The sequence below is a fragment of the Halorubrum rutilum genome, assembly GCF_042665015.1.
Taxonomy (GTDB): domain Archaea; phylum Halobacteriota; class Halobacteria; order Halobacteriales; family Haloferacaceae; genus Halorubrum; species Halorubrum rutilum.
This window is the reverse complement of the sequence record NZ_JBHTBL010000004.1, coordinates 340,092-359,725: the sequence shown is the minus strand read 5'-3', so window position 1 is coordinate 359,725 and position 19,634 is coordinate 340,092. Positions and strand designations below refer to the sequence as shown.

The window sequence follows — 19,634 nt, the reverse complement described above, 5'->3', positions numbered from 1 at the left end:
GCTGTGACCAGTTGCTGATCGAGACTTCACCGGTTCTCTTTCCCCACCACATGTGGCGCAACATGTATTTTATGCGAGCGTATACCGCTGCGTATGGCAACTGACGACCCCCCGAGGAAACCACGGTCAGCGACCGGGGGATGGTAACAATCCCGGCAGCCATCCGTCGGCGTCTTGACATTGAGCCTGGCGACAAGCTTCGGTGGACGACTGACGACGAGGGGACCCTCTTTGTGGAGGTCGTCAAGCAGCGCTACGGCGCGTTCGATGACTTCGAGCCAGTCCCGATGGGGGGTGGTGGATCTGACACGTAGCGAGCGGAAGCCCACCCCTTTCAGGGATGGGTGCAAGCGATAGGCACAGAGAACCAGTCCACAGCCGACACTCTTGCCGTGATTCCCGCGTCATGATTGTTCGGTGGGCCACCAGACGACAGCGCGACTGCCAACTTTCCATCGCTCTACTTGACCTTTCTCTTCCAACTCTCGAAGCCGCCGAAGAACGGTCCGTTTCGGCGCATTCACCACGTCTGCTAACAATCCGGCAGTTGCCACTGGCTTGTCTATCTGGTTGAATCCATCTAACACTGTTTTGCCTGTCAGCGTTCGTGGCCGACCACCGCTCGATTCCTCACTCATGTACTAGCGTTGTACGGCATCAGTCAAAAACACTGGACATACTCGAAATCGTAGCCTTTACACTATTGTCGTACGTGAGACAAAATAGACGATGGCGGCCACAACCGGTGAAAAGCGAACGCGAACTAACATCTTCACTCTCGCTCCCCGCGAGGAGTGGAAGAAGGTGTGCCTCATCGAGTTGCTAGACTCGGCAACCGCCCTTGTCAACATTGTCACCTACCACCGCTGCCAAGCTCACTTCGACGACAATCAGACGCGAAGCGACGTGTGGAATGCCATCACGAAAACCGAGATACGAAACCGCTTCCGTCCAGTCCTCGGTCGGGCGATCACTGATAAGATGCTCGACAAATGTGATGAACAGTGGAATGCATTTTTCGAGCAACTCGACAACTACTACGACGGTGAACGCGACGACAAACCCGGCGTCCCCGGCTACTGGAAAGACGACGACAAGCGCGTACTGAAAGCGTGCATCCGTAACGACGCCTACACTGTCGAGTGGGGCGAACACAGCCGGATCGAACTCGCACTCGGCAGCGAGTTAAAAGAGAAGTACGGCATTCCACTCAACAAACGCATTCGCGTTCCGATAAAGGGCAATCCACAGTACGACGGTCACGGTGGGCGCTTGGAGTTGGTGTACGACCGATCCGCCGAATCATTCACGGCAAAGCAGCCAGTCACATTTCTGCATGACACAACACGGGCCACGGATTCCAGCGACAAGGGATGCGTGGCCGCCGTGGATGTCGGTGCGAACAACTTCGTCGCCGTCACCACCACCAACGGCCACCAGCGCGTCTTTCACGCCCGTCCACTATTCGACCGCTTCCACCACTACACCGAACGAATCGGTGAGTTACAGTCTCAGCTTCCTGCACAGACGGATAGCAGTCGGTTGGTAGAGAAACTGTATGCGAAGCGCACGAGACACCGCAATCACGCTCAAGATGCGCTCGTTCGCCACCTCACACGTCTCTTCTCAGAGTGGGGTGTTGAGAAAGTATTTGTCGGGAAGTTAGATGATGTCCGTGAGAAACACTGGTCAGCGACAGTCAATGAGAAGACGGATCTGTTCTGGGCGCACGGTCGCTTCCGTCGCAGAATGCAGACCGTCCTAGAGGGGCAGTGTGGCATCAGTGTCGAAGAAAAGTCAGGGGCAGGTACATCCAGTCACTGCCCACGCTGCGATGAAGAGGCGCACGTCTCGCGCAACGGCGACGTGTTCCAATGTGGCGGATGTGGTTTTGAAGGCCACAGTGATGTGGTGGGAAGCGAGAATTTCCTGCAAAGCATGGTGGATGGCGATGTTGATTTCACCGGAAGAAGGCCGATGGCACGGCCTGTGGACTCAGGTCGGAACGGGCCTGAGAGGGGACACCAGACAGTGCCCCGCCTCGAGTGGGACGATCACTGCTGGCGACAGCGTGGTCACGCGACCAAAAAGGAGCCCACAAACCAGAGTACCCGCAAGGGGAATCTTGCCTCAGAGTTAGGACCGGCCTGAATCACCCACCGAGGAATCCCACGGCTTCAGCCGTGGGAGGATGTCAAGAACTACATCGCCCTCGAAACGCTCAACTGGATACACAATCGGAAGCGACACGAGACGGCCGTCGAGACATATGAGCGGCTAAATCAGTCTGCTGGGTTTGAACTGCTCCACGCGGCCCAGAAGGATTTCACCACCGCTGTAACTCTCTTCCAGACCGATGAGGGCCTATCTTTCGGCGACGCGACCATTGCTGCATATATGGAGCGAGAAGAGATTGAGTACCTCTATTCGTTTGATGGCGACTTCGACACAATCCAGGGTATCACCCGGCTAGAGACGCCAGACAATCCCTTCCAGTGAAGGATGGTGTCGGATTCAGTCTGATCCCGCATGTCAAGTATTTCCTTGTCTCTCTGTGTTATCACATCGTTTGGGAATACACGGCAGCCATCGCAGACCGACTACAGATTTCGTAATGATGGGTGCCGACGAGTGTAGGTAAATTAACCAACACTGGCAGTGATCTGTTGGTTAAGCAGAGGCCCCCCGCAGCGGCCTCTGTTCACCGCCGAAACGAGAGATTATACCTTCCGCTTTTCTGGATCATACATTCTCTGTTAAGTGTCATCTGAACTGAGTTTCAATGTGGGTGCAGTGTTGCCGGCCGGGATCGCGGGGACATCAACAATGACAGTACTCGGTGTGGCTATCGCCTTCATTCCCAGATTAACAATCACGTGTGTTATTCGGCCCGCCATCTAACGATCAAGGTGGCCTCACTCGTTCTGCATCTACTTGGGCAGTGGCTGGACCCAGTGTCGCGGTCGGCTGGACAGGTGTGTCCGTACCGGCCCGCCCCGCTCGCCGCTGCCGCCCTCCGCGTCGCTCGCGACCGACCATTCCGGGCGGGCTTCCGCTCCGGTAGGTGCGGTTCCTGCCGGGCTAAAGTGCATGTGCCCTCGACGCCAGCGGGAAAGAGCGGGGGGCTGCGCGGCGTGGCTGCTCACCCCCCACGCTTTCTCCGCTGGCCGCTCGCTCCGGGCGGGTCGGCGCGCGGTGCTGGGTGGGGCCACCTCATGCAGGCGCGCTCTCGCTCGCGCCTTCGCGAGCGCCCTACCGGGCGCGAGCGAGAGCGCGCAGATGGTTCTGTCGGTCGTTGTCGTCGGAAAACCGCGATGTTGGAGCATCGCGGAGTCGGCGCGCGAGCGCCTTCGGATCGGTGAGATCCAATGTCTAGTAACAACTCGAGTCGCAAGGTCGTTACGGTGGATGAACAGGCATTCGAACGACCCGAAGACGCCGGCGTCGACGAGGACGGCTTCGAGGTCGTCGACGACAAGCCAGCGTTCCGGGCGACGGTCCAGCAGGAAACGCAGGCGACGGTGGATGCAAACCACCCTGACGCGGGGGTTGACAGACTCTCGCTCGCAGCCGAGGAGCGAGCAATGGCGCGCGAGGCCGAGAAAGCACGCACCCGCGCACGGTGGGATCGTCGACAGACAGCTGACAGAGAAGCCCGGACGCGGCAGGTCGCAGCTGAGGGATGTCGCCAGCGGCGCGAGACGTTCGCCGAGCGGCGTGCCGCCGTGGACCCGTGGGCAGATCCGGCGCGGGCGGATCCTCGCGAGTCGCTCACCCAAGAAAAGCTTGCGCAAGTGAACAAGACCGCCAGACGGATCGCTACCAATCGGACAGGGTGGACGGCTGCGGCGGTGAGCAGGCGGCTCGCCACACAGGTCGCTGACGGACAGGATCTACCGACGGCAACCGTGCGGGTCGCTGAGCAGGTGCGGACGGCGCCCGGGACCGTCATTCCGATCGACGCGGTCGGCGACGTTAATCGCTCTACGGTGAGCATCACCGGCGAGTGGGTCGAAGACTGGGAACCGACAAGTCCGGCCATTAGCCAAGTCGGGTTGCTTGCGGATGACACCGGTCAGATCAAGGTAACCGTCTGGACAAAGTCAGATCAACCACGCATCGACGAGGGCGAGCGTATCCGGATCTTCAATGCCAAGACGAGCTGGTACGAGGGCCGGGTGTCGGTGGCGCTGACGCGGCGCTCACAGCTTGGCTTCCCCGAGCGCGACCGGTGGTGGGAAAGGTAGGCCAACGTCTCCCCTTTTTGCCGGAGGATCGGCATGGTGAAGCATCAATTGTCACGCCGGCGGGCCCGCTGATCGGTGTGGACGCACCAGCCAGCCACACCCCACCACCCCGCCCACCGCTCCGTGCTCGCTCCCTGTGGTCGCTGCGCGCGCAGCCACAACCTCGCTACAGTTGGGAGGCTCAAACGGATATTGTTGGACGAACAAGAACGAATCAAGTGCCGACTCAGGGGTGCGATCGGGGCATCGCGCCGACCGGCTACACCGCAGACAGCGGCTTCACCTCAATTCCGATCCGCGAAGTAGTGATTGGGATACGACTATAACCATCCACTCTGTCGAGGTCGTCGACGATCACACACGTACGACAGGGGAGTTGATACCAACTCTCTGACTATCGGATCGGTACTCAAAACCAGCCGTTCACCGTTTCGGCCGCCTCGACATAGGCTCGGACGTACTCGTGACACGGGTCAGGCGGCGATCGGAACACCCGAAACGCGTCGTGCTGGTCGTCCGGTTCTGGCTCACCGTCGATGACATCGACCACGTACCCGTTCGCCAGGTAGTGTTTCGACTCGACGCCCGGCACGTCCGACGTGTCGTACAGGTGTTCGAACGCCCCGAGCGACTCGACGATCTCGACTTCGATCCCGAGTTCCTCGGCGGCGACCCGGCCAACTGCCTCGCGTCGCGTCTCGCCTTTCAGCACGCGCCCGCCGGGGATGAACCAGTACCCCTTCGCCGGCTCGTTCGTCCGGCATCCGAGCACCACACCGCCGTCGCGCCTGATCACCAGATCGACGGAGACGATCGGCGCGTTGGCGACGATCGTCCGCCAGTCGTCGGCGGGGATCCAGTCGTCGTCCATACGTGACGGAACGCGCGTAGAGCCAAGAGTGTGTTTTCTCGGAGCACCGATCAGCGCCAGAGCGTTCCGAGTCGGTTCTGAACCCACGGGAGGACCGTCGTTTCCAGAACACGCGTGAGGTCTGTCGGATAGGTCCGGTCGACTGCCGCGTCCGTCCGGGCATCGGGAAGGGGATGGAAGTGATCGCGTGCGTTATATGGCTGGTCGTGTCTGTCCCAGCGACACCGACGCCGGTCGCCCGCGAACGCCTCGAGATACGAGACATGGAACTCGCCGTTCGTGTAGGCACGGATTTCGAGGGATATCTCGTCGATGTCAGCCGGGTACCCCTCCGTGTCGAGCCGAACGACCAGCGTCTCGGGTTGGGTGGCCGGAAACAGCGATGTCGCGTCGACGGCGTCTTGACGCCCGAGTAGTCGGCCGATGTATCGGAGCGTCGCCTCGTCGACGGTGCGAGACCCGTCCGTATCGCTCACGGTTACGCCGGTTCCTCTTCGAACGACGAGTCGCCGGCACGCTCCTGTCGAACCGCTTCCAGTCGTTCGATCCGTCTCCGAACCGTTCGCCACTCGCTCAACGCGAGCCAGACATCTTCGACATCGTCGTAGTCGGCGTGATCGAGCGCGTCGACCGCACTCGGGTCATCCACGCCGAACTGCTCTCGGAACGCCCGCTCTTCGGCGGTGAGCTCACCGAGCGTTTCACGCAGGTCGCTCATCGACCGCTCCCCGAGGCGATCGCGGAGACGCCACTCGAAGTACGATTCGTTCCGCACGTACGTGGCCGGTGTGTTGGAGACGAGGTCGACGACGCCGATATCGGCGAGTCGGCTGAGGTGTCGGCGGGCGGTGTCCGGTGCACAGGACGCGCGCTCCGCGATCTCCGGGACGCCAGCGGGATCGTACAGTTGGAGCGCGACGCGGTACACCCGCTCGTCGGCCGGGGCGGCTGTGAGCTCCTCGCTGAACCCCGACGCAAGTTTGAGGTTCGCGGGTGGATCGCCGGCGGTCATGGCTGTATACTCGCGATCAAACGAAATAAATCTGCTGTAGACTATTCAATTAGCGTCGAATACAAATCACGGTCCTCTCTGCGCGTGCTGAACGTGCTCGCTTTCGGATGGAAGCTTCGGGAACGGGAGTCGTCTCTCAGAGATGTCGAGACGCGATTGCGACTGGTCGGCAGTTCCAACAACACGGACCACCACCGACCGACTATGACGCTCGATCCGGACGCGGTTGCAGACGACTTCGCCACGGGCGACACCGCCGAGACGAATCGGATCATCGACGCGATCGACGACCTCGAAACGAGCGAGCGCTACCGGCTGTACGACGACCTGCTTGACGCGTGCCAGCCCGTGTTCGCGGACGCGGAGGACGGCTACGTCCGCCAGTCGGTCGTCCGCGCGCTCCGCGAGGCGTATCCGGGCGTCGAGCGGACCCCCGGCGGCGTCGACGAGCTCAATGTCGAAGACGCGTCCCGGACCGATGTCGCCGCTCAGCGCGGCCGGCACGTGACGTTCCTCCTCGACGCACTCGACGATCCCGACGGCCGCGTCCGAGTCACGGCCGCCGACGCGTTCGACCTGCTCGCCGTCGGGCTCGGCATGGCGGGTCTGGCCGACGAGCGTGATCGGATCGCGGCGGATCTTAAGTCGCTCGCGGCGAACCAGCCCGAAGAGAAACGGAAACACACCGAACAGGCGCGCGAGGCGCTGGAGCAGCTCGGCGTCGCTGGGATGCTCGCCGACGCGCTGTCAGAAGGAAACGACGAGGGGGTGGACGACGCGAGCGTCGACGGCTAACCCCACGGGCCACCTCGGACTGCGTGACCACCACGATAATCGGTATGAAGATTGAGTACGTTGCGGACACAACTAACTCGCATGTCAACGGCGGTGCAAGTGGACGAAGACGCGAAATCCAAACTCGAGGAACTCCAAGCGGAGATCAAATTGAAAACTGGAAAGAAGGTCACACAGCAGGAGATCCTCACACAGTTGATCGAGTCGGCTGTGGAGTCCGAGACGGAGTTTGTCGACTCGTTTCGCGACGGAGCCCGGAGTTTGAGTGAGAAGGAAATCGAAGCGCTCAATCAAGGACGATTCGCGTCCGGTGTGGAGACGGACGAGGAGGATATCGACGACATACTCTACGGGCAGGGATCACGTACGAGAGATTGACGGAGGAACTTCCTTGTCACCCGTGGGTCAGACCGCGTGGAACTCTTCGAGCACCGATTCCGGAACGGGATTGGTGTACGAGAACGGCTCGTCAGTACACAGTGCCTCGAAGTCACGATCGGTCGTCACCAACCGATCGGCGTCGGCTTCGCGTGCGAGCGCGATGTAGAAGCAGTCGTACACGTCGTGGTTTTTCTCCACGCTGATGTCGTACGCGTTGAGAACGGTGTCTGGTGAGACGTCGATTGATTCTGTCGGATGCTGAAGGAGCGACCGAACGGCATTTCGAGCATCGACCGTGGACAGCCCAAGGTCTCCGAGCACCCATTGGACGCGGAGCGGGGGATAGCCGAACAACAGGAGCGTGTCGGTTCCCTCCAGCGCGGGAACGAGATGATCGGCGATGTAGGGATGTCCGGGGTGATCATCGATCAGCTGAATCGCGAGGGCGTTAATATCCGGAAGGATCCGCATTTACTCCTCCCCGAACGTTGCGCGTCCGACGTCGCGGAACGCGTCGTCGCCCCACTCGTCTCGCGAGCGACCCGTCGACACCGTCTGAAGTTCGGGGAGCTGGCGGACGAGCCGAATCGTATTTCCTCCACGGACGACAGTGAACGCCGTTCCGCCCTCGATCCCGAGGTCGTCCCTGAGCGGCTTGGGGATCGTCAGCCGCCCTCGATCGTTTATCTCGGCTTCGCCGTACTCCTCGCCGCCGTTAGTGTCGGCGTCGTCTGGTGTGCTCATCGAATCATCTCGTCGGATCTACGTGATTCGATCAACATAACATGTGATGATTTATTTAATCGGATCGTACCTGTTACACAGACGCTGTCTGATACTTCAAAACGAACGGCAAGCAGAGAGAACCGAAGCGCTAAACCGACATCTCCGAGGAGACGTACGTATGAACGACAAACGCGTCCTCGTCACGGGCGGCGCGGGCTTCATCGGCTCGAACCTCGCGAACCGCCTCGCCGCCGACAACGACGTGATCGCCGTCGACGACACGTACCTCGGCACGCCCGAGAACCTCGACCCCGAGGTCGAGTTCGTCGAGGCCTCCGTGCTCGACAGCGACTACCCCGCCGACGTCGACGTCCTCTTCCACCTCGCCGCGCTCTCCTCGCGGAACATGCACGAGGAGGACCCCCGGCGCGGCTGCCGTGTCAACGTCGAGGGATTCGTCAACGCGGTCGAACGCGCCCGAAAAGAAGGTTGCGAAACGGTCGTCTACGCCTCCACCTCCTCGATCTACGGCAGCCGCACCGAGCCCTCGCCCGTCGACATGGACGTGGAGGCCCACACCGCCTACGAGGCCTCCAAGCTCGCCCGCGAGCGCTATGGGGAGTACTACGCCAACCACCACGAGATGAACGTCGCCGGGCTTCGGTTCTTCTCCGTCTACCAGGGCTTCGGCGGCAACGAGAAGCACAAGGGCGAGTACGCGAACACGGTCGCGCAGTTCGCGGACGCCATCGCGAACGGTGAGGCCCCCGAGCTGTTCGGCGACGGCAGCCAGACCCGCGACTTCACCCACGTCTCGGACGTGGCTCGCGCCTGCGAACTCGCCGCGGATCACGAGCTGACGGGCGTCTACAACGTCGGCACCGAGGAGGCGTACACGTTCAACGAGATGGTCGCGATGATCAACGACGCGCTCGGCACCGATATCGACCCCGAGTATATCGAGTGCCCCTTCGACGGCTACGTCCACGACACGATGGCCGACTACTCGCAGTTCCACGCGGCGACCGGCTGGGAGCCACAGATCAGCTTCGAGGAGGGCGTCGAGCTGGTGTGTGAGCCGTACAAGTAGGTTAGATCCACCCGTTCGGAACGACCTCAACGATCTCAGTTCGGTCGGAATACGCCTCGCCGATCCGTCGGATCGCAGTCAGAACGTCGCCCACGGGCGGCTGGTCGAGCTGGTGGAAGTACAGGCACCCGCATCGCTCTGAGAGTTCAAAGAAGTCATCGTCCGCGGTCAACACGACGTACCCGTTCTCGCGGGCGTACGCCGCGATGTCGGGATCGGTCGCACGCGGATCGAGCGCGTCGCGAACGGTGACTGCTTGAAGATCGGGCACTTCGATACAGGCATCGACATAACGGCGTGCGACGTTCTGGTCGCAAAGTAGCCGCATTACTGCGGTGCGCGACTCAGGTCCTCTAATCGCTCACGCATCTCCGTCTCCTCTTCGGCGATCGCCTCCATCTCGTCGGGATTCGACTCGTAGTACTCGAGGGCGGCATCGATCTCGTCGGCCGTCAGATCGAACTCCTCGGCGACGGCCGCCGTCGACCAATCGTGCCCGCGAACGAGAGATCCTACCTGATACACGCCGACGCGTGTCCCCTCTATCCGCGGTTTCCCGCCGAGCACGTTCGGCGTCGAGACCACGGGGATGGTCACGCTCATATCCGTAGTTTCTCCGGGAAGCGTCATAACGTTTTGGCGGAACTCTCGTTCGGTCTGCACCGTCGCTCTGTCGCTACAGTTCTGCACCGACATCCCCATGCGTCTCCGGATCGGGCACGTGTTGTTCTGTTACGTCTGCTGGCTGGTGCCCTGACCAAGCCCCCCGCCCCGCCGCGCTCGCTGGCGACGTGTGAATGCTCGTCCGCCGGTCCACTGTCGTCGATTTCCTTCAGGATCGCGTGAACTACCCCACCCTACCGCTCGGGCTGACGCCCTCGCGCTTGAGGGTGGGGCTTCCTGTTTCCACGACGCGCTTTGCATCCACAACCGAGGACACAGGGAGCGCAGTCTCCACAGGCGTTGATTCGGAGCGTCCCGCTCCTAACCGCTTCTTCACACCGCGAGAAAGAATGTTCCGCGCCGCGTTCTCGTCTCTGTCCGCCTCGAACCCACACGCCGGGCAGGAGTGTTCGCGCATCCACAACGGTTTCTCGGTCGAAACGCCGCAGGATGCACACTCTTTCGTCGTTCCGCGCGGATTCACAGCAACGAAGTGCGTTCCTTCGCGTTCGCACTTGTATTTGAGCATCCGCAGGAACGTCCTCCACGCCGCACCTGCCCGGTTCCGCGAGTTGCCCGGTAGTTCGACCAACCCCTTCGCGTCCAAATCCTCGACGGCCACGAAGTCGTACTCCCGAGCGTAGTAGTTCGAGAGCTTGTGTAAGAAGTCGCGGCGCTTGTTCTTCAACTCGGCGTGGCGTTCTGCCACGATCCGACGCTGTTTCTCCCAATTGTCCGACCCGTGCTGTTTCCGCGAGAGGTCGCGCTGTGCGCGTTCCAAACGCTCGCGTTCGTCGGACAGGTCGAGGGATTCGACGGCGGTTCCGTCGGTGTCGTGGGCGTACTTGAGAATCCCCACGTCGATACCGACGTAGTTCTCGGGATTCTCCGGCTTCTCCGGCGGGTCGTCGGCTGTCTCGATGCTGAGAATGGCGTACCACTTCCCGGTAGGTTCTTGCTTGACCGTGACGGTCTTAATGTCGGCGTCGTCGGGGAGGTCGCGGTGGAAAGTGAGCGGGATTTCTCCGAGTTTTGAGAGCCACAGTCGCGTCCGACCGCCCGTGTTCTTGAGCTTGAAGCCGGATTGACTGTAGGTGAAGCTGCGGTACTCGCCCGGTGCCTTCCACTTGAGCGTCCCGACGCGGTAGCCGTTCTCTTTGCGCTCTCGTAGTGTCGAGAGGTTGTCGTACAGCCGTTGTACGACCTTCTGTAGTACCTTCGAATGAACGCCTTTCAGGTCGCTCCACCACTTCTTGAGACTCGGCAGGAGCTTCTGCTCGGAGTATGCCGAGGTGTCGTCGGTGCGGTTGAGTCGGTGGAGAAAGTGGTTGTAGACCTGTCTACAGGTATCGACAGTCCACGCTAACTGTTCTTCGAGAGCGTCGGACGGTCGGAGTCGATACCTGTAGTTGTAGTTCACGAGCGTTCTTCGATGAGTTCGTCAAGTTGTCCGCGAACGAACGACGAGAGGTTAAGATGGTTCTCCTCGACCCACTCGGCTTGGTCTTCGCGGATGGTGATGTTCTTCCGCCTCACTATATACGCATTATGCGTATCTATGCGCATAGTTGTTTCGATTGCGTGGGCCTGTGGGCCGAGCGTCGAACGTGTTTGAGAACCGTGCGGCGTTGACGAGACGCTTCGCGTCTCGTCCGCGCACGAGGGCTTTCTCTCGTGAACGCTGTATCCCCTCCCTACTCACTCGCTTCGCTCGTTCGTTGAGGAAGCGCCCTTAGCGCCTCAATTCAGGTAAAACCGCCACTCGTCGCCGTAGTCGTACAGGTAGCAGACGCGGTCGCGCTCGTCGAGATCCAGTCGATCGACCATCTCGTCGACGGTCGTCTCGCCGGCGTCGTACGCCGTCTCGTCGACGCCGAATGCGGTCGGCTCGCCTGACTCGTCGAACTCCCGTGGCGACTGAAATTTGATCTCGCTGTTCCAGTACGCCTCGCCCGCGCCGATGAACCAGAGGTGCCCGCGGTCGAGCCCCATCGCGTCGTTAACCGTCCGTTGAAACTCGGTGAGCGCGCGGTTCCCCCTGACGACAACGTCTCGCCAGAGGCCGGTCGAGTCCGGATCGTGCTTCACGCGGAATCGGTAGGTGGTCACGGTCGGCTCGATAGCTTAGTACGCGGTGATAAAACGACGCGTTCGGAACGCTCAGTGCCCCTCGACCGCGCTGCCGGCCGCGATGAGGAACCCGGTGATCGCGGTGATCAGCGCGACCGTCCCGATCGCGACGGCGCCGATCCGGAACGTGTCGCCCGACAGCCGGTCCGCGATCAGGAACAGGAAGACGGTGGTCACGAAGCCGATGAGGACGAGCGTCCGCCCGAACCGGGCGGCGTCGATGCCGGGTTCGCTAGACACGGTTGAGGAGCTCCTTGAGGACGCCCTGGTACTCATCTTCCGTCGCGGCGTTGCCGAGCGAGTGGATCGACTGGCAGATCCACAGCCCGGCGGTGAAGTTGATGAACGCCGCCATCGAGACGATACCCAGCTGGCCCTCGACGAACAGGCCCGAGACGACCGCCCCGACGAACCCCAGCGCCATGAGGGCGTGCGTGACGAGCGAGCGGGTGCCGAAGTCGGCCAGCTGTAACGACAGACGAGTGCCAACGGCCATACCGATCGGTTGTGGCTCGGGGTGTAAAGAGGTAGCGAGTCGCGGGGTCGTACCGGCGGTCGCCGCGAACGACGCGGACGCGGCCGGTCGGTCACTCGACGTCGGGCGCCGTCTCGTCGCTCCGACCGGGGAGCTCCAGCTCGATCTCGAGCTCCGGCTCGCCGACCCCCTCGAAGTCGATCTCGAGTCCGACCGGCTCCCCGAACGCGAACGGGAGCTCCCACTCGTCGGCGACGATCGTCAGCTCGTCGTCGTCGCGGAGCTGCTCGCCGAGCCCGATCAGGAACTCGCCCGCCTCGCTCGCGTCGAGCCGGTACTCCTGCTCGAAGTCGCGGCCGGTTCGAATGACTGTGCGCTCTGTCTCGTCGGCGGTGGGTTCGGTGTCTGTCATCGCGGTGGTGGTACTCGGCGGTCACGGCGTGTCCGGTCCGCCCGCTCGGGCCCCCTCGATTTGGTGGGCCGCGGGAGACGCTCGAAACGCGGGCGAACCGCGTGACCTTCGGCGGTGGCTACGCGCGTTCGAATCAAAAGGGACGCGGTCCCTCGCGGGCGCTACATGAGAGAGGGGAACGCCCACAACTTCAGTTGTGGGATGAATCCGGTTATATATGACACAATCCATCCTCAATAGCCGACTAAGAGTTGATAAAGCCATAACATCTAATATGAAATGGTATTTATCTGGTGGTATGCCACGGGGGTATAGTCGAGAACGAACGTCGGTTCACGGTCTCCACTATCACTTCGTGTGGTGTCCGAAGTACCGCAAGCCGGTACTAACGGACGAGGTTGTCGACCGTCTCAAACAACTCATCGAAGAGAAGGCCGACGAACTCGACCTCGACATCCTTCGATTGGCAATCCAGCCCGATTACGTACATCTGTTCATCACGGGCAACCCGAAACTCACTCCGAACAAAATCATCCAGCAGATCAAAGGCTACACTTCACGAAACCTCCGTGAGGAGTTCGACTTCGGACTCCCCTCGCTGCGGACACGCTCGTACTTCGTCTCCTCAGCGGCCGAAGTGTCAATTCAAACCATCGAGGAGTATATTGAAGCACAGACTGGACAATAACGATGCGCCGAGAGGTCACTACTACAGTACGGGTCAAGCTCCATTCGCTGACCGAGCGGAAAGCCCGACTCGTCGAACGTGAATACGGTGCGTTTCAAGATGCCGTTCACGGTGACGACGTGAATCTCTACTCCGCCACCAAGCAACAGGCGGGCAAAGTCCGGTCGAATAAGAACCCACGAAACGACACCGAGCAACCAATTGTCCTTCGGAACGACTGCATCACCATCGAACACGATGAGGATACGGTTCTCTCGTCGTGGTGGTTCAAACTCCCTGTCTATAACCCCGAGAAAGAACGCGGGGATAGCATCTGGGTGCCCGTTCACGTCCCAGAGAAAGACACGCACCTCCTCGAAGACAAGTGCATCTGCGACTCGGAGCTTGTCTATCGGGACGATGAATGGTACGTTCACCTCGTCTGCAACCGGTCTGTGGCCGTCGCAGACGAGTATGACGACGTACTTGCCGTCGATATGGGAGCGAAGTGGATAGCCGTTAGCACATTCCTCTCCGACCGCGATACACAGTTCCACGGCGCGGAAGTGCGTCGTGTCCGCGAGCACTACAAACAACTTCGCAAGAGCATCGGGAAGGCGAAGGTCCGCTCAGGGGCACGGGTCATCAAGCGCCTTGGAGACAAGGAATCCCGGACAGTCGAACATGAACTGCATCAAGTAGCGAACGAACTCATTACCCGCGCGCGTGAACGTAACGCAATCATTGTGTTCGGTGATATGACCGGGTTGCACTTCGACATCGACGAGGGACGGTATGTGAACGACAAGATCCACAAGATGCCGTACGCGAAGATGGCGAACATTCTCACGTACAAAGCCCATCTTGACGGGCGTGAGTGCGTTCCAATCAAAGAGTACGATACGTCTGTGACGTGCTGGCGGTGCGGGTCGCAGCACACGAGTCGGGAGGTACAGGGTCGTGTCGAGTGTCACGACTGTGGATTGGACGACAACGCCGACAAGAATGGTGCGACGAATATCGGTAAACGAGCCGTCGGTAAGAACATTCAGAGTCCGCTATCGACGGCAGGGGCTGTTGTGGCTCAGCCCGAAACGCAGGTCGTACTCAAGGGAACCAACGATGAGATGGAACCTGCGAACTCCCCAGACGACGTGGAGCTAACCCTCAGTGAGGGAAATCCACGACGTTAGTCGCGGGAGAAGTCACATGTAGCCGAGGTCGCGCAGCCGCTCCATCAGGTCCTCCTTGTCCTGCGCGCGGCCGGCGCGCTCGGTCGTCCCCTCCAGGTCCTGGAGCCAGGCGGGTTCCTCGGTCGTCTTGTCGGTCGAGACCTCGCTGCCGAGCGAGCGGAACCCGGCGAAGTACTTCGGCGAGATCGGCACGTCGGCCTGCGTGACGCCCTCGGGGAGGTCCTCGGCCGACTCCGGGACGTACCCCTCGTCCGGGAAGGCGTCGACCGTGTCGGGGACGACGTAGTCCCAGAACGCCTCCCACACGTCGGCCTCGGCGAACTGCAGGATGGGCTGGATCCGGTCGTGCGGCGGGAACAGGTCGGGGTCGTGGCGCGGCGAGAAGAACGTCTCGTCCGCGCGGGCCTCCTGCTCGTCCCACCGGACCCCCGAGATCACGCCGTCGATGTCGTGCTCTTCGAGGGCGTCGTTGAGCGCGACCGTCTTCAGCAGGTGGTTCCCGACGTAGGTGTCCAGCAGGAACGGGAACGTCTCCTCCTCGTACTCCAGGATCTCGCGGACGTGATGTTGGTTGTGCTCCGAGAGCGCGTCGACGGGGATGTCGTCGCCCGGCTCCAGCCCGTGTTCCTCAACGTACGCGCCGACGTCGTCGTTGCGGGCGTACACGAGGTCGATCTCCCACTCGTCGGCCCAGCGCTCGACGAAGTCGGTGATCGAGTCGAAGTGCTGGAAGTGGTCGATGAAGACCGCGGTCGGCTTCTCGTAGCCGTACTCCTCGGCCACCTGGTTGATGAAGTACAGCGTCAGCGTGGAGTCCTTCCCGCCGGTCCACATCACCGCGGGGTTGTCGTACTGTTCGAGCCCCTGCCGGGTGACCTCGATCGCCTTCTCGATCTTGTGCTGGATCGACGGGTAGTCCGCTGGGTTCTCGCCCTCGCCGTCGGCGTAGTCGACGTCGACGCTCGCCGGGAAATCATCGCTCATACGGGCGAAGTGTCCATGCGGATCAAAATAGGCCTTCTGAAATCCCCGGCGACCACCAGTCGCCCCATGTTCCGACTGAACGCCGGAACACAAGGGATATGTCGGCGGACGCGAACGCTCAAATAATGGGCCTGTTCGACCGGCTGCGCGGCGGCGACGACGAGCGCGTCGTCTTCCTCGGCATCGACGGCGTACCGTACGACCTCGTCCAAGACCACCCCGACGTCTTCGAGACCCTCACCGACATCGCCAAGACCGGGTCGGCCGGGCGCTTGGAGAGCATCGTCCCGCCCGAGTCGAGCGCGTGCTGGCCGAGCCTCACCACCGGCGTCAACCCCGGCGAGACCGGCGTCTACGGCTTCCAGGACCGCGAGGTCGACTCCTACGAGACGTACGTCCCGATGGGACGCCACGTGAAGGCGACGCGGCTGTGGGACCGCGTCACCGACGCGGGCCGGGACGCGACCGTGCTCAACGTCCCCGTCACGTTCCCGCCGTCGACGCGGATCCAGCGCCAGGTCTCCGGCTTCCTCTCGCCCGGGCTCGACGCGGCCGCGAGCGACGACGCGGTCCGACAGGTGCTCGAAGACCGCGACTACCGGATCGACGTGAACGCGAAGCTCGGCCACGACGACGACAAGCGCGAGTTCGTCGAGAACGCCCATGCTACCCTCGACGCCCGCCGAGACGTGTTCGCCCACTACCTCGACCAGGACGACTGGGACCTCTTCTTCGGCGTCTTCATGAGCACCGACCGCGTCAACCACTTCCTGTTCGGCGACTACGCGACCGACGGCGAGTACGAGGAAGAGTTCCTCGACTTCTACCGCAAACTCGACGGCTACGTCGGGGAGATCCGCGACTCGCTCGACGACGACACCACGCTGATCGTCGCCTCCGACCACGGGTTCACCCGACTGGAGTGGGAGGCCAACTGCAACCAGTTCCTCGCCGACGAGGGGTGGCTCTCCTACGAGGCCGACGACCACGACTCGCTGGCGGACATCGACGACGACACCAGGGCCTACTCGCTCATCCCCGGCCGCTTCTATCTCAACCTGGAGGGCCGAGAGCCCGAGGGCGTCGTCCCCGAGTCGGAGTACGAGGCGGTCCGCGACGAGCTCCGCGCCGACCTCGAATCGCTCACCGGCCCCGACGGGCGACGGGTGTGCAAGCGGATCGTGGACGGGGAAGACGCCTTCGACGGCGCGCACGACGAGATCGCGCCCGACCTCGTCGTCATCCCGGCCGACGGCTTCGACCTGAAGTCCGGCTTCGGCGGGAAGGAGGCCGTCTTCACCGAAGGGCCCCGGAACGGGATGCACAAGTTCGAGAACTCGCTTTTGTACACGACCGACCCCGACGTCGACGTCGCGGGGGCGAACCTCTTCGACGTGGCCCCGACGATCCTCGACCTGATGGACGTCGACGTCGACGCCGACTTCGACGGCGAGAGCCTGCTCGGGGACTGAGGGGAGACCGGCTCTTCAAATCCGTTCGGTCGGCGTCGAACACCGCATACAGAGCACGCCGGTGCCGGCCCAGTTGACGTCGTTCGACCCGCAGTTCGGACAGCGGTGCGTCTCGTTGCCGTACTCCGTCGTCCCTCGCGGCGCCGCGAGGTGGCCGTCCGCGACCGCCGTCTCGACGAGCCCCGCGAACCGCTGCTTCTTGAAGCGAGCGCGGTGCGCGAGGAAGTCGCCCGCCCGCGATGGGTCCGGACCGTGCAGGTCCGCCCACTCGATCGCGATCTCGCCGTTCGCCTGCCCGCGGGCGACCTGCTTGATCGTCGCGGCCGCGGCGCCGAACAGCGGGGTCGTCGCGAGCGCCTGCGGCGAGTCGATCGCGTCGGCGGCGGCCGCGTACCGCTCCGCGGCGTCGTCGTAGGCCGCGTCGGCGCCGTCGAGCCCGCCGACGACCCGGAAGTCGGCGACGAACTCCGCGAGACAGGCGCCCTGTCCGGGCGCGTCGAGGACCCGTTCGAAGTCACGCGTCGCGGCGATCCCCTCGACCGCGCGCTGGGTCGCGCGGGCGTCGACGCCCGCCACGCGGTAGGCGACCGTCGCCGCGCACAGCTGTTGGAGCCCCTGCCCGATCCACCCCTTCTCGTCGGGGGCGAACGGGTCGAGCCCCTCGCGCGGGTCGGCGAGGACCCGTCGTCCGCCCCGCGTGTATCGGTTCCCGGCCGTCTCGTACTCGCGGGCCGCGAGCGCGTCGACCGCCGCGTCGTGGTGGCCGCCGTCCTGCGTGTTCACACCGGTCCTGCGGGCGCCATCGGATTATCGGTGACGGTCATCGAGGCGCGGCGACCGGGTGACTGCCGCGCGGCTTCCGGACTCGCCGCGTCCGGACGTTTCTTCCCGACGCGCCCCCGAGACGCCGCCATGTCCGGGGAGCCGTCGAGGGAGTCCGCCGTCGACCGAGCCGACGCCGACCGGTCTGTCGACGACTCCGAGTCGGGGGCGCACGGTCCCGTCTCGCGGGCGGGGTGGGCGCTCGTCCTCGCGCTGCTCGCGGTGCCGATGGCCGTCATCCCGGCCGCCGGCGACCTCACGGTCGTGAGCCTCTGGGGGTTCCTCAACGCGGCCGCCCCCGGGTCGGGGGCGGCGGTCGGCGGCTACCCGGTCTGGGACTACTTCCTCGACCAGTCGCGGTCGTTCGCGGCCCTCCCGGCGTCGATCCGCGCGTGGCCGCTCGCGATCGGCTTCCACGTCCTGGCGGCGTCTAGCGCGGCGAGCGGCGTCGTGGTCGGACGGGAGGACCGCCGGGTCACCGGCGGACTCCTCGTGCTGGCGGCGACCGCGAGCCTGTGGGTCTCCGTGGGGCTCGCGACGCGGTTCGGGGTCGGGATCACGGCCGGCCCGCTCGCCGTGCTCCCGGTGGGCGCGGTCGCGACGCTCGCGGTGGCCGTCGTCGCGTACGGCGGCGACCTCCGCGCGATCGTCACGCGGTAGGTCTCCGTCACCGGTCCGACCGGCGGCGGCGACGTCGCGACGCCGCGCTCGGGCGCACCGCACGCCTTTATCAACGCAGCCCCGAAACCGGGGGGCATGACGACGCTGACGAACCTCGTCGCCGTCTCCGGGATCGCGGGGGTCGTGACCGGGCTCGGCGCGCTCCCCGTGTTCTTCCGGGCGCGGGTGACGCACCGCGTCTACGACGCCGCGCTCGGTCTCGCCGCGGGACTGATGGTCGCCGCCAGCGTCTTCGGGCTGATCCTCCCCGGCACGGAGGAGGGGACCCTCGCCGCGGTGATGGCGGGCGTGCTCCTCGGTGGGGCCGTACTCCTCGGCGGGAACTACGCGATTCCGCACCTCCACGCGCAGTACCGCGAGTGGCTCCCCGAGGGCGGCGCGACCGGCGACGACGTCGCGGCGATGCCGACGAGCGACGGCGCGCTGGCGATGACCGCGGACGACCCGCCCGGGGCGTCCCCGGTCGCGCCCGGTGCGACCGACCCCGCGTCGGCGCCATCGGAGAACGCGGGAACGGACGCGGCGGCGGACGAGGCCGCCCGCGAGGTGACCCTCCGGAAGGCGCTGCTGATCGGCGGGGCGATCACCCTTCACAACGCGCCGGAGGGGCTGGCGATCGGCGTCGCCTTCGCGTCCGGGTTGGAGGAGGTCGCGCTGCTGCTCGCGGTCGTGATCGGCCTCCAGAACGTCCCCGACGGGTTCGCGTTCGCGGTGCCGATGGCGGACACCGGGATGTCGAACCTGCGGGTGCTCTGGTACACCACCCTCTCCGGGCTCGTCCCGCAGGTCGTCGCCTCAGTGTTCGGCTTCCTGCTCGTCGGGCTCGCGGCCGGCCTCTTCCCGGTCGCCGCCGGCTTCGCCGCGGGCGCGATGCTCGCGGTCGTCTTCCGGGAGCTGATCCCCTCCTCGCACGGGCACGGCCACGCCGACGCCGCGACCGGGGCGTTCATCGTCGGGTTCGTGCTGCTCGTCGCCGTCGACGCCGTCGTCGTGGTCTGAACCCTCGCCGACAG

Annotated in this window: 27 protein-coding genes; 12 read left to right on the top strand and 15 right to left on the bottom strand. The window is 63.4% G+C overall.

Features of this window, described 5'->3' with window-relative positions; all coding sequences use genetic code 11:
• Positions 1-140 precede the first annotated feature (140 nt).
• The gene (locus ACFQMF_RS06070; protein ID WP_256408454.1) at positions 141-314 is read left to right on the top strand and encodes an AbrB/MazE/SpoVT family DNA-binding domain-containing protein; all 174 of its coding nucleotides are present in this window, start codon (positions 141-143) and stop codon (positions 312-314) included.
• Positions 315-404: 90 nt separating this feature from the next.
• Here ACFQMF_RS06070 and ACFQMF_RS06065 read toward each other — a convergent pair whose 3' ends face one another.
• Entirely contained in the window at positions 405-638 is a 234-nt protein-coding gene (locus ACFQMF_RS06065) for a winged helix-turn-helix transcriptional regulator (protein ID WP_256408455.1), read from the bottom strand.
• A 91-nt stretch (positions 639-729) separates the two neighbouring features.
• Here ACFQMF_RS06065 and ACFQMF_RS06060 point away from each other — a divergent pair, with 91 nt between their 5' ends.
• From ACFQMF_RS06060 to ACFQMF_RS06050, 3 genes are all read left to right on the top strand, one after another.
• Complete coding sequence (locus tag ACFQMF_RS06060) at positions 730-2,151, top strand: transposase (protein ID WP_256408456.1); 1,422 nt, start codon at positions 730-732, stop codon at positions 2,149-2,151.
• On the top strand, positions 2,152-2,499 hold the full coding sequence (locus tag ACFQMF_RS06055) for a type II toxin-antitoxin system VapC family toxin (RefSeq protein ID WP_379791713.1): 348 nt from the start codon (positions 2,152-2,154) through the stop codon (positions 2,497-2,499).
• A gap of 869 nt (positions 2,500-3,368) precedes the next feature.
• Complete coding sequence (locus ACFQMF_RS06050; protein ID WP_256408457.1) at positions 3,369-4,247, top strand: DNA-binding protein; 879 nt, start codon at positions 3,369-3,371, stop codon at positions 4,245-4,247.
• A 409-nt stretch (positions 4,248-4,656) separates the two neighbouring features.
• Here the strand turns inward: ACFQMF_RS06050 and ACFQMF_RS06045 are convergent, their stop codons facing one another.
• The 3 genes from ACFQMF_RS06045 to ACFQMF_RS06035 are packed head-to-tail and all read right to left on the bottom strand — an operon-like array spanning position 4,657 to position 6,130.
• Positions 4,657-5,118, bottom strand: coding sequence for a GDP-mannose mannosyl hydrolase (locus ACFQMF_RS06045; RefSeq protein WP_256408458.1), 462 nt, complete (start codon positions 5,116-5,118; stop codon positions 4,657-4,659).
• A 50-nt stretch (positions 5,119-5,168) separates the two neighbouring features.
• On the bottom strand, positions 5,169-5,594 hold the full coding sequence (locus ACFQMF_RS06040; protein ID WP_256408459.1) for a toxin-antitoxin system TumE family protein: 426 nt from the start codon (positions 5,592-5,594) through the stop codon (positions 5,169-5,171).
• A 2-nt stretch (positions 5,595-5,596) separates the two neighbouring features.
• Positions 5,597-6,130 (bottom strand): DUF7342 family protein, encoded by a 534-nt coding sequence (locus ACFQMF_RS06035; protein ID WP_256408460.1) that lies wholly within the window; start codon positions 6,128-6,130, stop codon positions 5,597-5,599.
• Between the two features lie 204 nt (positions 6,131-6,334).
• Here ACFQMF_RS06035 and ACFQMF_RS06030 point away from each other — a divergent pair, with 204 nt between their 5' ends.
• Complete coding sequence (locus ACFQMF_RS06030) at positions 6,335-6,925, top strand: hypothetical protein (protein ID WP_256408461.1); 591 nt, start codon at positions 6,335-6,337, stop codon at positions 6,923-6,925.
• A gap of 81 nt (positions 6,926-7,006) precedes the next feature.
• The gene (locus ACFQMF_RS06025; protein WP_256408462.1) at positions 7,007-7,303 is read left to right on the top strand and encodes a hypothetical protein; all 297 of its coding nucleotides are present in this window, start codon (positions 7,007-7,009) and stop codon (positions 7,301-7,303) included.
• 27 nt (positions 7,304-7,330) lie between these two features.
• Here ACFQMF_RS06025 and ACFQMF_RS06020 read toward each other — a convergent pair whose 3' ends face one another.
• Positions 7,331-7,777, bottom strand: a complete 447-nt coding sequence (locus ACFQMF_RS06020) for a type II toxin-antitoxin system VapC family toxin (RefSeq protein WP_256408463.1) — start codon at positions 7,775-7,777, stop codon at positions 7,331-7,333.
• Positions 7,778-8,050, bottom strand: a complete 273-nt coding sequence (locus tag ACFQMF_RS06015) for an AbrB/MazE/SpoVT family DNA-binding domain-containing protein (RefSeq protein WP_256408464.1) — start codon at positions 8,048-8,050, stop codon at positions 7,778-7,780.
• Positions 8,051-8,210: 160 nt separating this feature from the next.
• Here ACFQMF_RS06015 and ACFQMF_RS06010 point away from each other — a divergent pair, with 160 nt between their 5' ends.
• Positions 8,211-9,122 carry an NAD-dependent epimerase/dehydratase family protein gene (locus tag ACFQMF_RS06010; protein ID WP_256408465.1) on the top strand — a complete coding sequence of 304 codons (912 nt, stop codon included), beginning with the start codon at positions 8,211-8,213 and terminating at the stop codon, positions 9,120-9,122.
• Position 9,123: 1 nt separating this feature from the next.
• Here the strand turns inward: ACFQMF_RS06010 and ACFQMF_RS06005 are convergent, their stop codons facing one another.
• The 7 genes from ACFQMF_RS06005 to ACFQMF_RS05975 all read right to left on the bottom strand — a co-directional run bounded on the left by ACFQMF_RS06005 (position 9,124) and on the right by ACFQMF_RS05975 (position 12,802).
• Entirely contained in the window at positions 9,124-9,450 is a 327-nt protein-coding gene (locus tag ACFQMF_RS06005) for a DUF5615 family PIN-like protein (RefSeq protein WP_256408466.1), read from the bottom strand.
• Positions 9,450-9,725, bottom strand: coding sequence for a DUF433 domain-containing protein (locus ACFQMF_RS06000; RefSeq protein ID WP_256408467.1), 276 nt, complete (start codon positions 9,723-9,725; stop codon positions 9,450-9,452). Before ACFQMF_RS06000 ends, ACFQMF_RS06005 begins: the two co-directional genes overlap by 1 nt.
• A gap of 244 nt (positions 9,726-9,969) precedes the next feature.
• Positions 9,970-11,205, bottom strand: coding sequence for an RNA-guided endonuclease InsQ/TnpB family protein (locus ACFQMF_RS05995; protein ID WP_256408468.1), 1,236 nt, complete (start codon positions 11,203-11,205; stop codon positions 9,970-9,972).
• Between the two features lie 320 nt (positions 11,206-11,525).
• On the bottom strand, positions 11,526-11,894 hold the full coding sequence (locus ACFQMF_RS05990; RefSeq protein WP_256408469.1) for a plasmid pRiA4b ORF-3 family protein: 369 nt from the start codon (positions 11,892-11,894) through the stop codon (positions 11,526-11,528).
• Between the two features lie 51 nt (positions 11,895-11,945).
• Complete coding sequence (locus ACFQMF_RS05985) at positions 11,946-12,155, bottom strand: hypothetical protein (RefSeq protein ID WP_256408470.1); 210 nt, start codon at positions 12,153-12,155, stop codon at positions 11,946-11,948.
• Positions 12,148-12,411: a hypothetical protein gene (locus ACFQMF_RS05980; RefSeq protein ID WP_256408471.1), complete on the bottom strand. Its 264-nt coding sequence runs from the start codon at positions 12,409-12,411 to the stop codon at positions 12,148-12,150. Before ACFQMF_RS05980 ends, ACFQMF_RS05985 begins: the two co-directional genes overlap by 8 nt.
• 91 nt (positions 12,412-12,502) lie before the next feature.
• Positions 12,503-12,802, bottom strand: coding sequence for an amphi-Trp domain-containing protein (locus ACFQMF_RS05975; protein WP_256408472.1), 300 nt, complete (start codon positions 12,800-12,802; stop codon positions 12,503-12,505).
• A 298-nt stretch (positions 12,803-13,100) separates the two neighbouring features.
• Between ACFQMF_RS05975 and tnpA the strand changes: the two genes are divergently transcribed.
• Both tnpA and ACFQMF_RS05965 read left to right on the top strand, forming a co-directional pair.
• Positions 13,101-13,490: an IS200/IS605 family transposase gene (gene tnpA, locus ACFQMF_RS05970; RefSeq protein WP_256408473.1), complete on the top strand. Its 390-nt coding sequence runs from the start codon at positions 13,101-13,103 to the stop codon at positions 13,488-13,490.
• A 2-nt stretch (positions 13,491-13,492) separates the two neighbouring features.
• A complete protein-coding gene (locus tag ACFQMF_RS05965) occupies positions 13,493-14,662 on the top strand; it encodes a transposase (RefSeq protein WP_256408474.1) in 1,170 nt (389 codons plus the stop codon).
• A gap of 12 nt (positions 14,663-14,674) precedes the next feature.
• Here ACFQMF_RS05965 and ACFQMF_RS05960 read toward each other — a convergent pair whose 3' ends face one another.
• Positions 14,675-15,646: a phosphoadenosine phosphosulfate reductase family protein gene (locus ACFQMF_RS05960; RefSeq protein WP_256408475.1), complete on the bottom strand. Its 972-nt coding sequence runs from the start codon at positions 15,644-15,646 to the stop codon at positions 14,675-14,677.
• Between the two features lie 125 nt (positions 15,647-15,771).
• Here ACFQMF_RS05960 and ACFQMF_RS05955 point away from each other — a divergent pair, with 125 nt between their 5' ends.
• The gene (locus ACFQMF_RS05955) at positions 15,772-17,118 is read left to right on the top strand and encodes an alkaline phosphatase family protein (RefSeq protein WP_256408476.1); all 1,347 of its coding nucleotides are present in this window, start codon (positions 15,772-15,774) and stop codon (positions 17,116-17,118) included.
• Positions 17,119-17,133: 15 nt separating this feature from the next.
• Here ACFQMF_RS05955 and ACFQMF_RS05950 read toward each other — a convergent pair whose 3' ends face one another.
• Complete coding sequence (locus tag ACFQMF_RS05950) at positions 17,134-17,901, bottom strand: hypothetical protein (protein WP_256408477.1); 768 nt, start codon at positions 17,899-17,901, stop codon at positions 17,134-17,136.
• A 129-nt stretch (positions 17,902-18,030) separates the two neighbouring features.
• Between ACFQMF_RS05950 and ACFQMF_RS05945 the strand changes: the two genes are divergently transcribed.
• Both ACFQMF_RS05945 and ACFQMF_RS05940 read left to right on the top strand, forming a co-directional pair.
• Positions 18,031-18,600: a TIGR04206 family protein gene (locus tag ACFQMF_RS05945; protein ID WP_256408478.1), complete on the top strand. Its 570-nt coding sequence runs from the start codon at positions 18,031-18,033 to the stop codon at positions 18,598-18,600.
• A 96-nt stretch (positions 18,601-18,696) separates the two neighbouring features.
• Complete coding sequence (locus ACFQMF_RS05940) at positions 18,697-19,620, top strand: ZIP family metal transporter (protein ID WP_256408479.1); 924 nt, start codon at positions 18,697-18,699, stop codon at positions 19,618-19,620.
• Positions 19,621-19,634: the final 14 nt, after the last annotated feature.

Bases quoted from the DNA above. Each gene is read 5' to 3' on its own strand.
- ACFQMF_RS06005 (WP_256408466.1), bottom strand. From the start codon at position 9,450: ATGCGGCTACTTTGCGACCAGAACGTCGCACGCCGTTATGTCGATGCC.
- ACFQMF_RS05965 (WP_256408474.1), top strand. From the start codon at position 13,493: ATGCGCCGAGAGGTCACTACTACAGTACGGGTCAAGCTCCATTCGCTG.
- ACFQMF_RS06060 (WP_256408456.1), top strand. From the start codon at position 730: ATGGCGGCCACAACCGGTGAAAAGCGAACGCGAACTAACATCTTCACT.
- ACFQMF_RS06050 (WP_256408457.1), top strand. From the start codon at position 3,369: ATGTCTAGTAACAACTCGAGTCGCAAGGTCGTTACGGTGGATGAACAG.
- ACFQMF_RS05960 (WP_256408475.1), bottom strand. From the start codon at position 15,646: ATGAGCGATGATTTCCCGGCGAGCGTCGACGTCGACTACGCCGACGGC.
- ACFQMF_RS05945 (WP_256408478.1), top strand. From the start codon at position 18,031: ATGTCCGGGGAGCCGTCGAGGGAGTCCGCCGTCGACCGAGCCGACGCC.
- ACFQMF_RS06035 (WP_256408460.1), bottom strand. From the start codon at position 6,130: ATGACCGCCGGCGATCCACCCGCGAACCTCAAACTTGCGTCGGGGTTC.
- ACFQMF_RS05955 (WP_256408476.1), top strand. From the start codon at position 15,772: ATGGGCCTGTTCGACCGGCTGCGCGGCGGCGACGACGAGCGCGTCGTC.
- ACFQMF_RS06025 (WP_256408462.1), top strand. From the start codon at position 7,007: ATGTCAACGGCGGTGCAAGTGGACGAAGACGCGAAATCCAAACTCGAG.
- tnpA (WP_256408473.1), top strand. From the start codon at position 13,101: ATGCCACGGGGGTATAGTCGAGAACGAACGTCGGTTCACGGTCTCCAC.
- ACFQMF_RS06015 (WP_256408464.1), bottom strand. From the start codon at position 8,050: ATGAGCACACCAGACGACGCCGACACTAACGGCGGCGAGGAGTACGGC.
- ACFQMF_RS06030 (WP_256408461.1), top strand. From the start codon at position 6,335: ATGACGCTCGATCCGGACGCGGTTGCAGACGACTTCGCCACGGGCGAC.
- ACFQMF_RS05940 (WP_256408479.1), top strand. From the start codon at position 18,697: ATGACGACGCTGACGAACCTCGTCGCCGTCTCCGGGATCGCGGGGGTC.
- ACFQMF_RS06065 (WP_256408455.1), bottom strand. From the start codon at position 638: ATGAGTGAGGAATCGAGCGGTGGTCGGCCACGAACGCTGACAGGCAAA.
- ACFQMF_RS06000 (WP_256408467.1), bottom strand. From the start codon at position 9,725: ATGAGCGTGACCATCCCCGTGGTCTCGACGCCGAACGTGCTCGGCGGG.
- ACFQMF_RS05975 (WP_256408472.1), bottom strand. From the start codon at position 12,802: ATGACAGACACCGAACCCACCGCCGACGAGACAGAGCGCACAGTCATT.
- ACFQMF_RS06045 (WP_256408458.1), bottom strand. From the start codon at position 5,118: ATGGACGACGACTGGATCCCCGCCGACGACTGGCGGACGATCGTCGCC.
- ACFQMF_RS06010 (WP_256408465.1), top strand. From the start codon at position 8,211: ATGAACGACAAACGCGTCCTCGTCACGGGCGGCGCGGGCTTCATCGGC.
- ACFQMF_RS05980 (WP_256408471.1), bottom strand. From the start codon at position 12,411: ATGGCCGTTGGCACTCGTCTGTCGTTACAGCTGGCCGACTTCGGCACC.
- ACFQMF_RS06070 (WP_256408454.1), top strand. From the start codon at position 141: ATGGTAACAATCCCGGCAGCCATCCGTCGGCGTCTTGACATTGAGCCT.
- ACFQMF_RS06020 (WP_256408463.1), bottom strand. From the start codon at position 7,777: ATGCGGATCCTTCCGGATATTAACGCCCTCGCGATTCAGCTGATCGAT.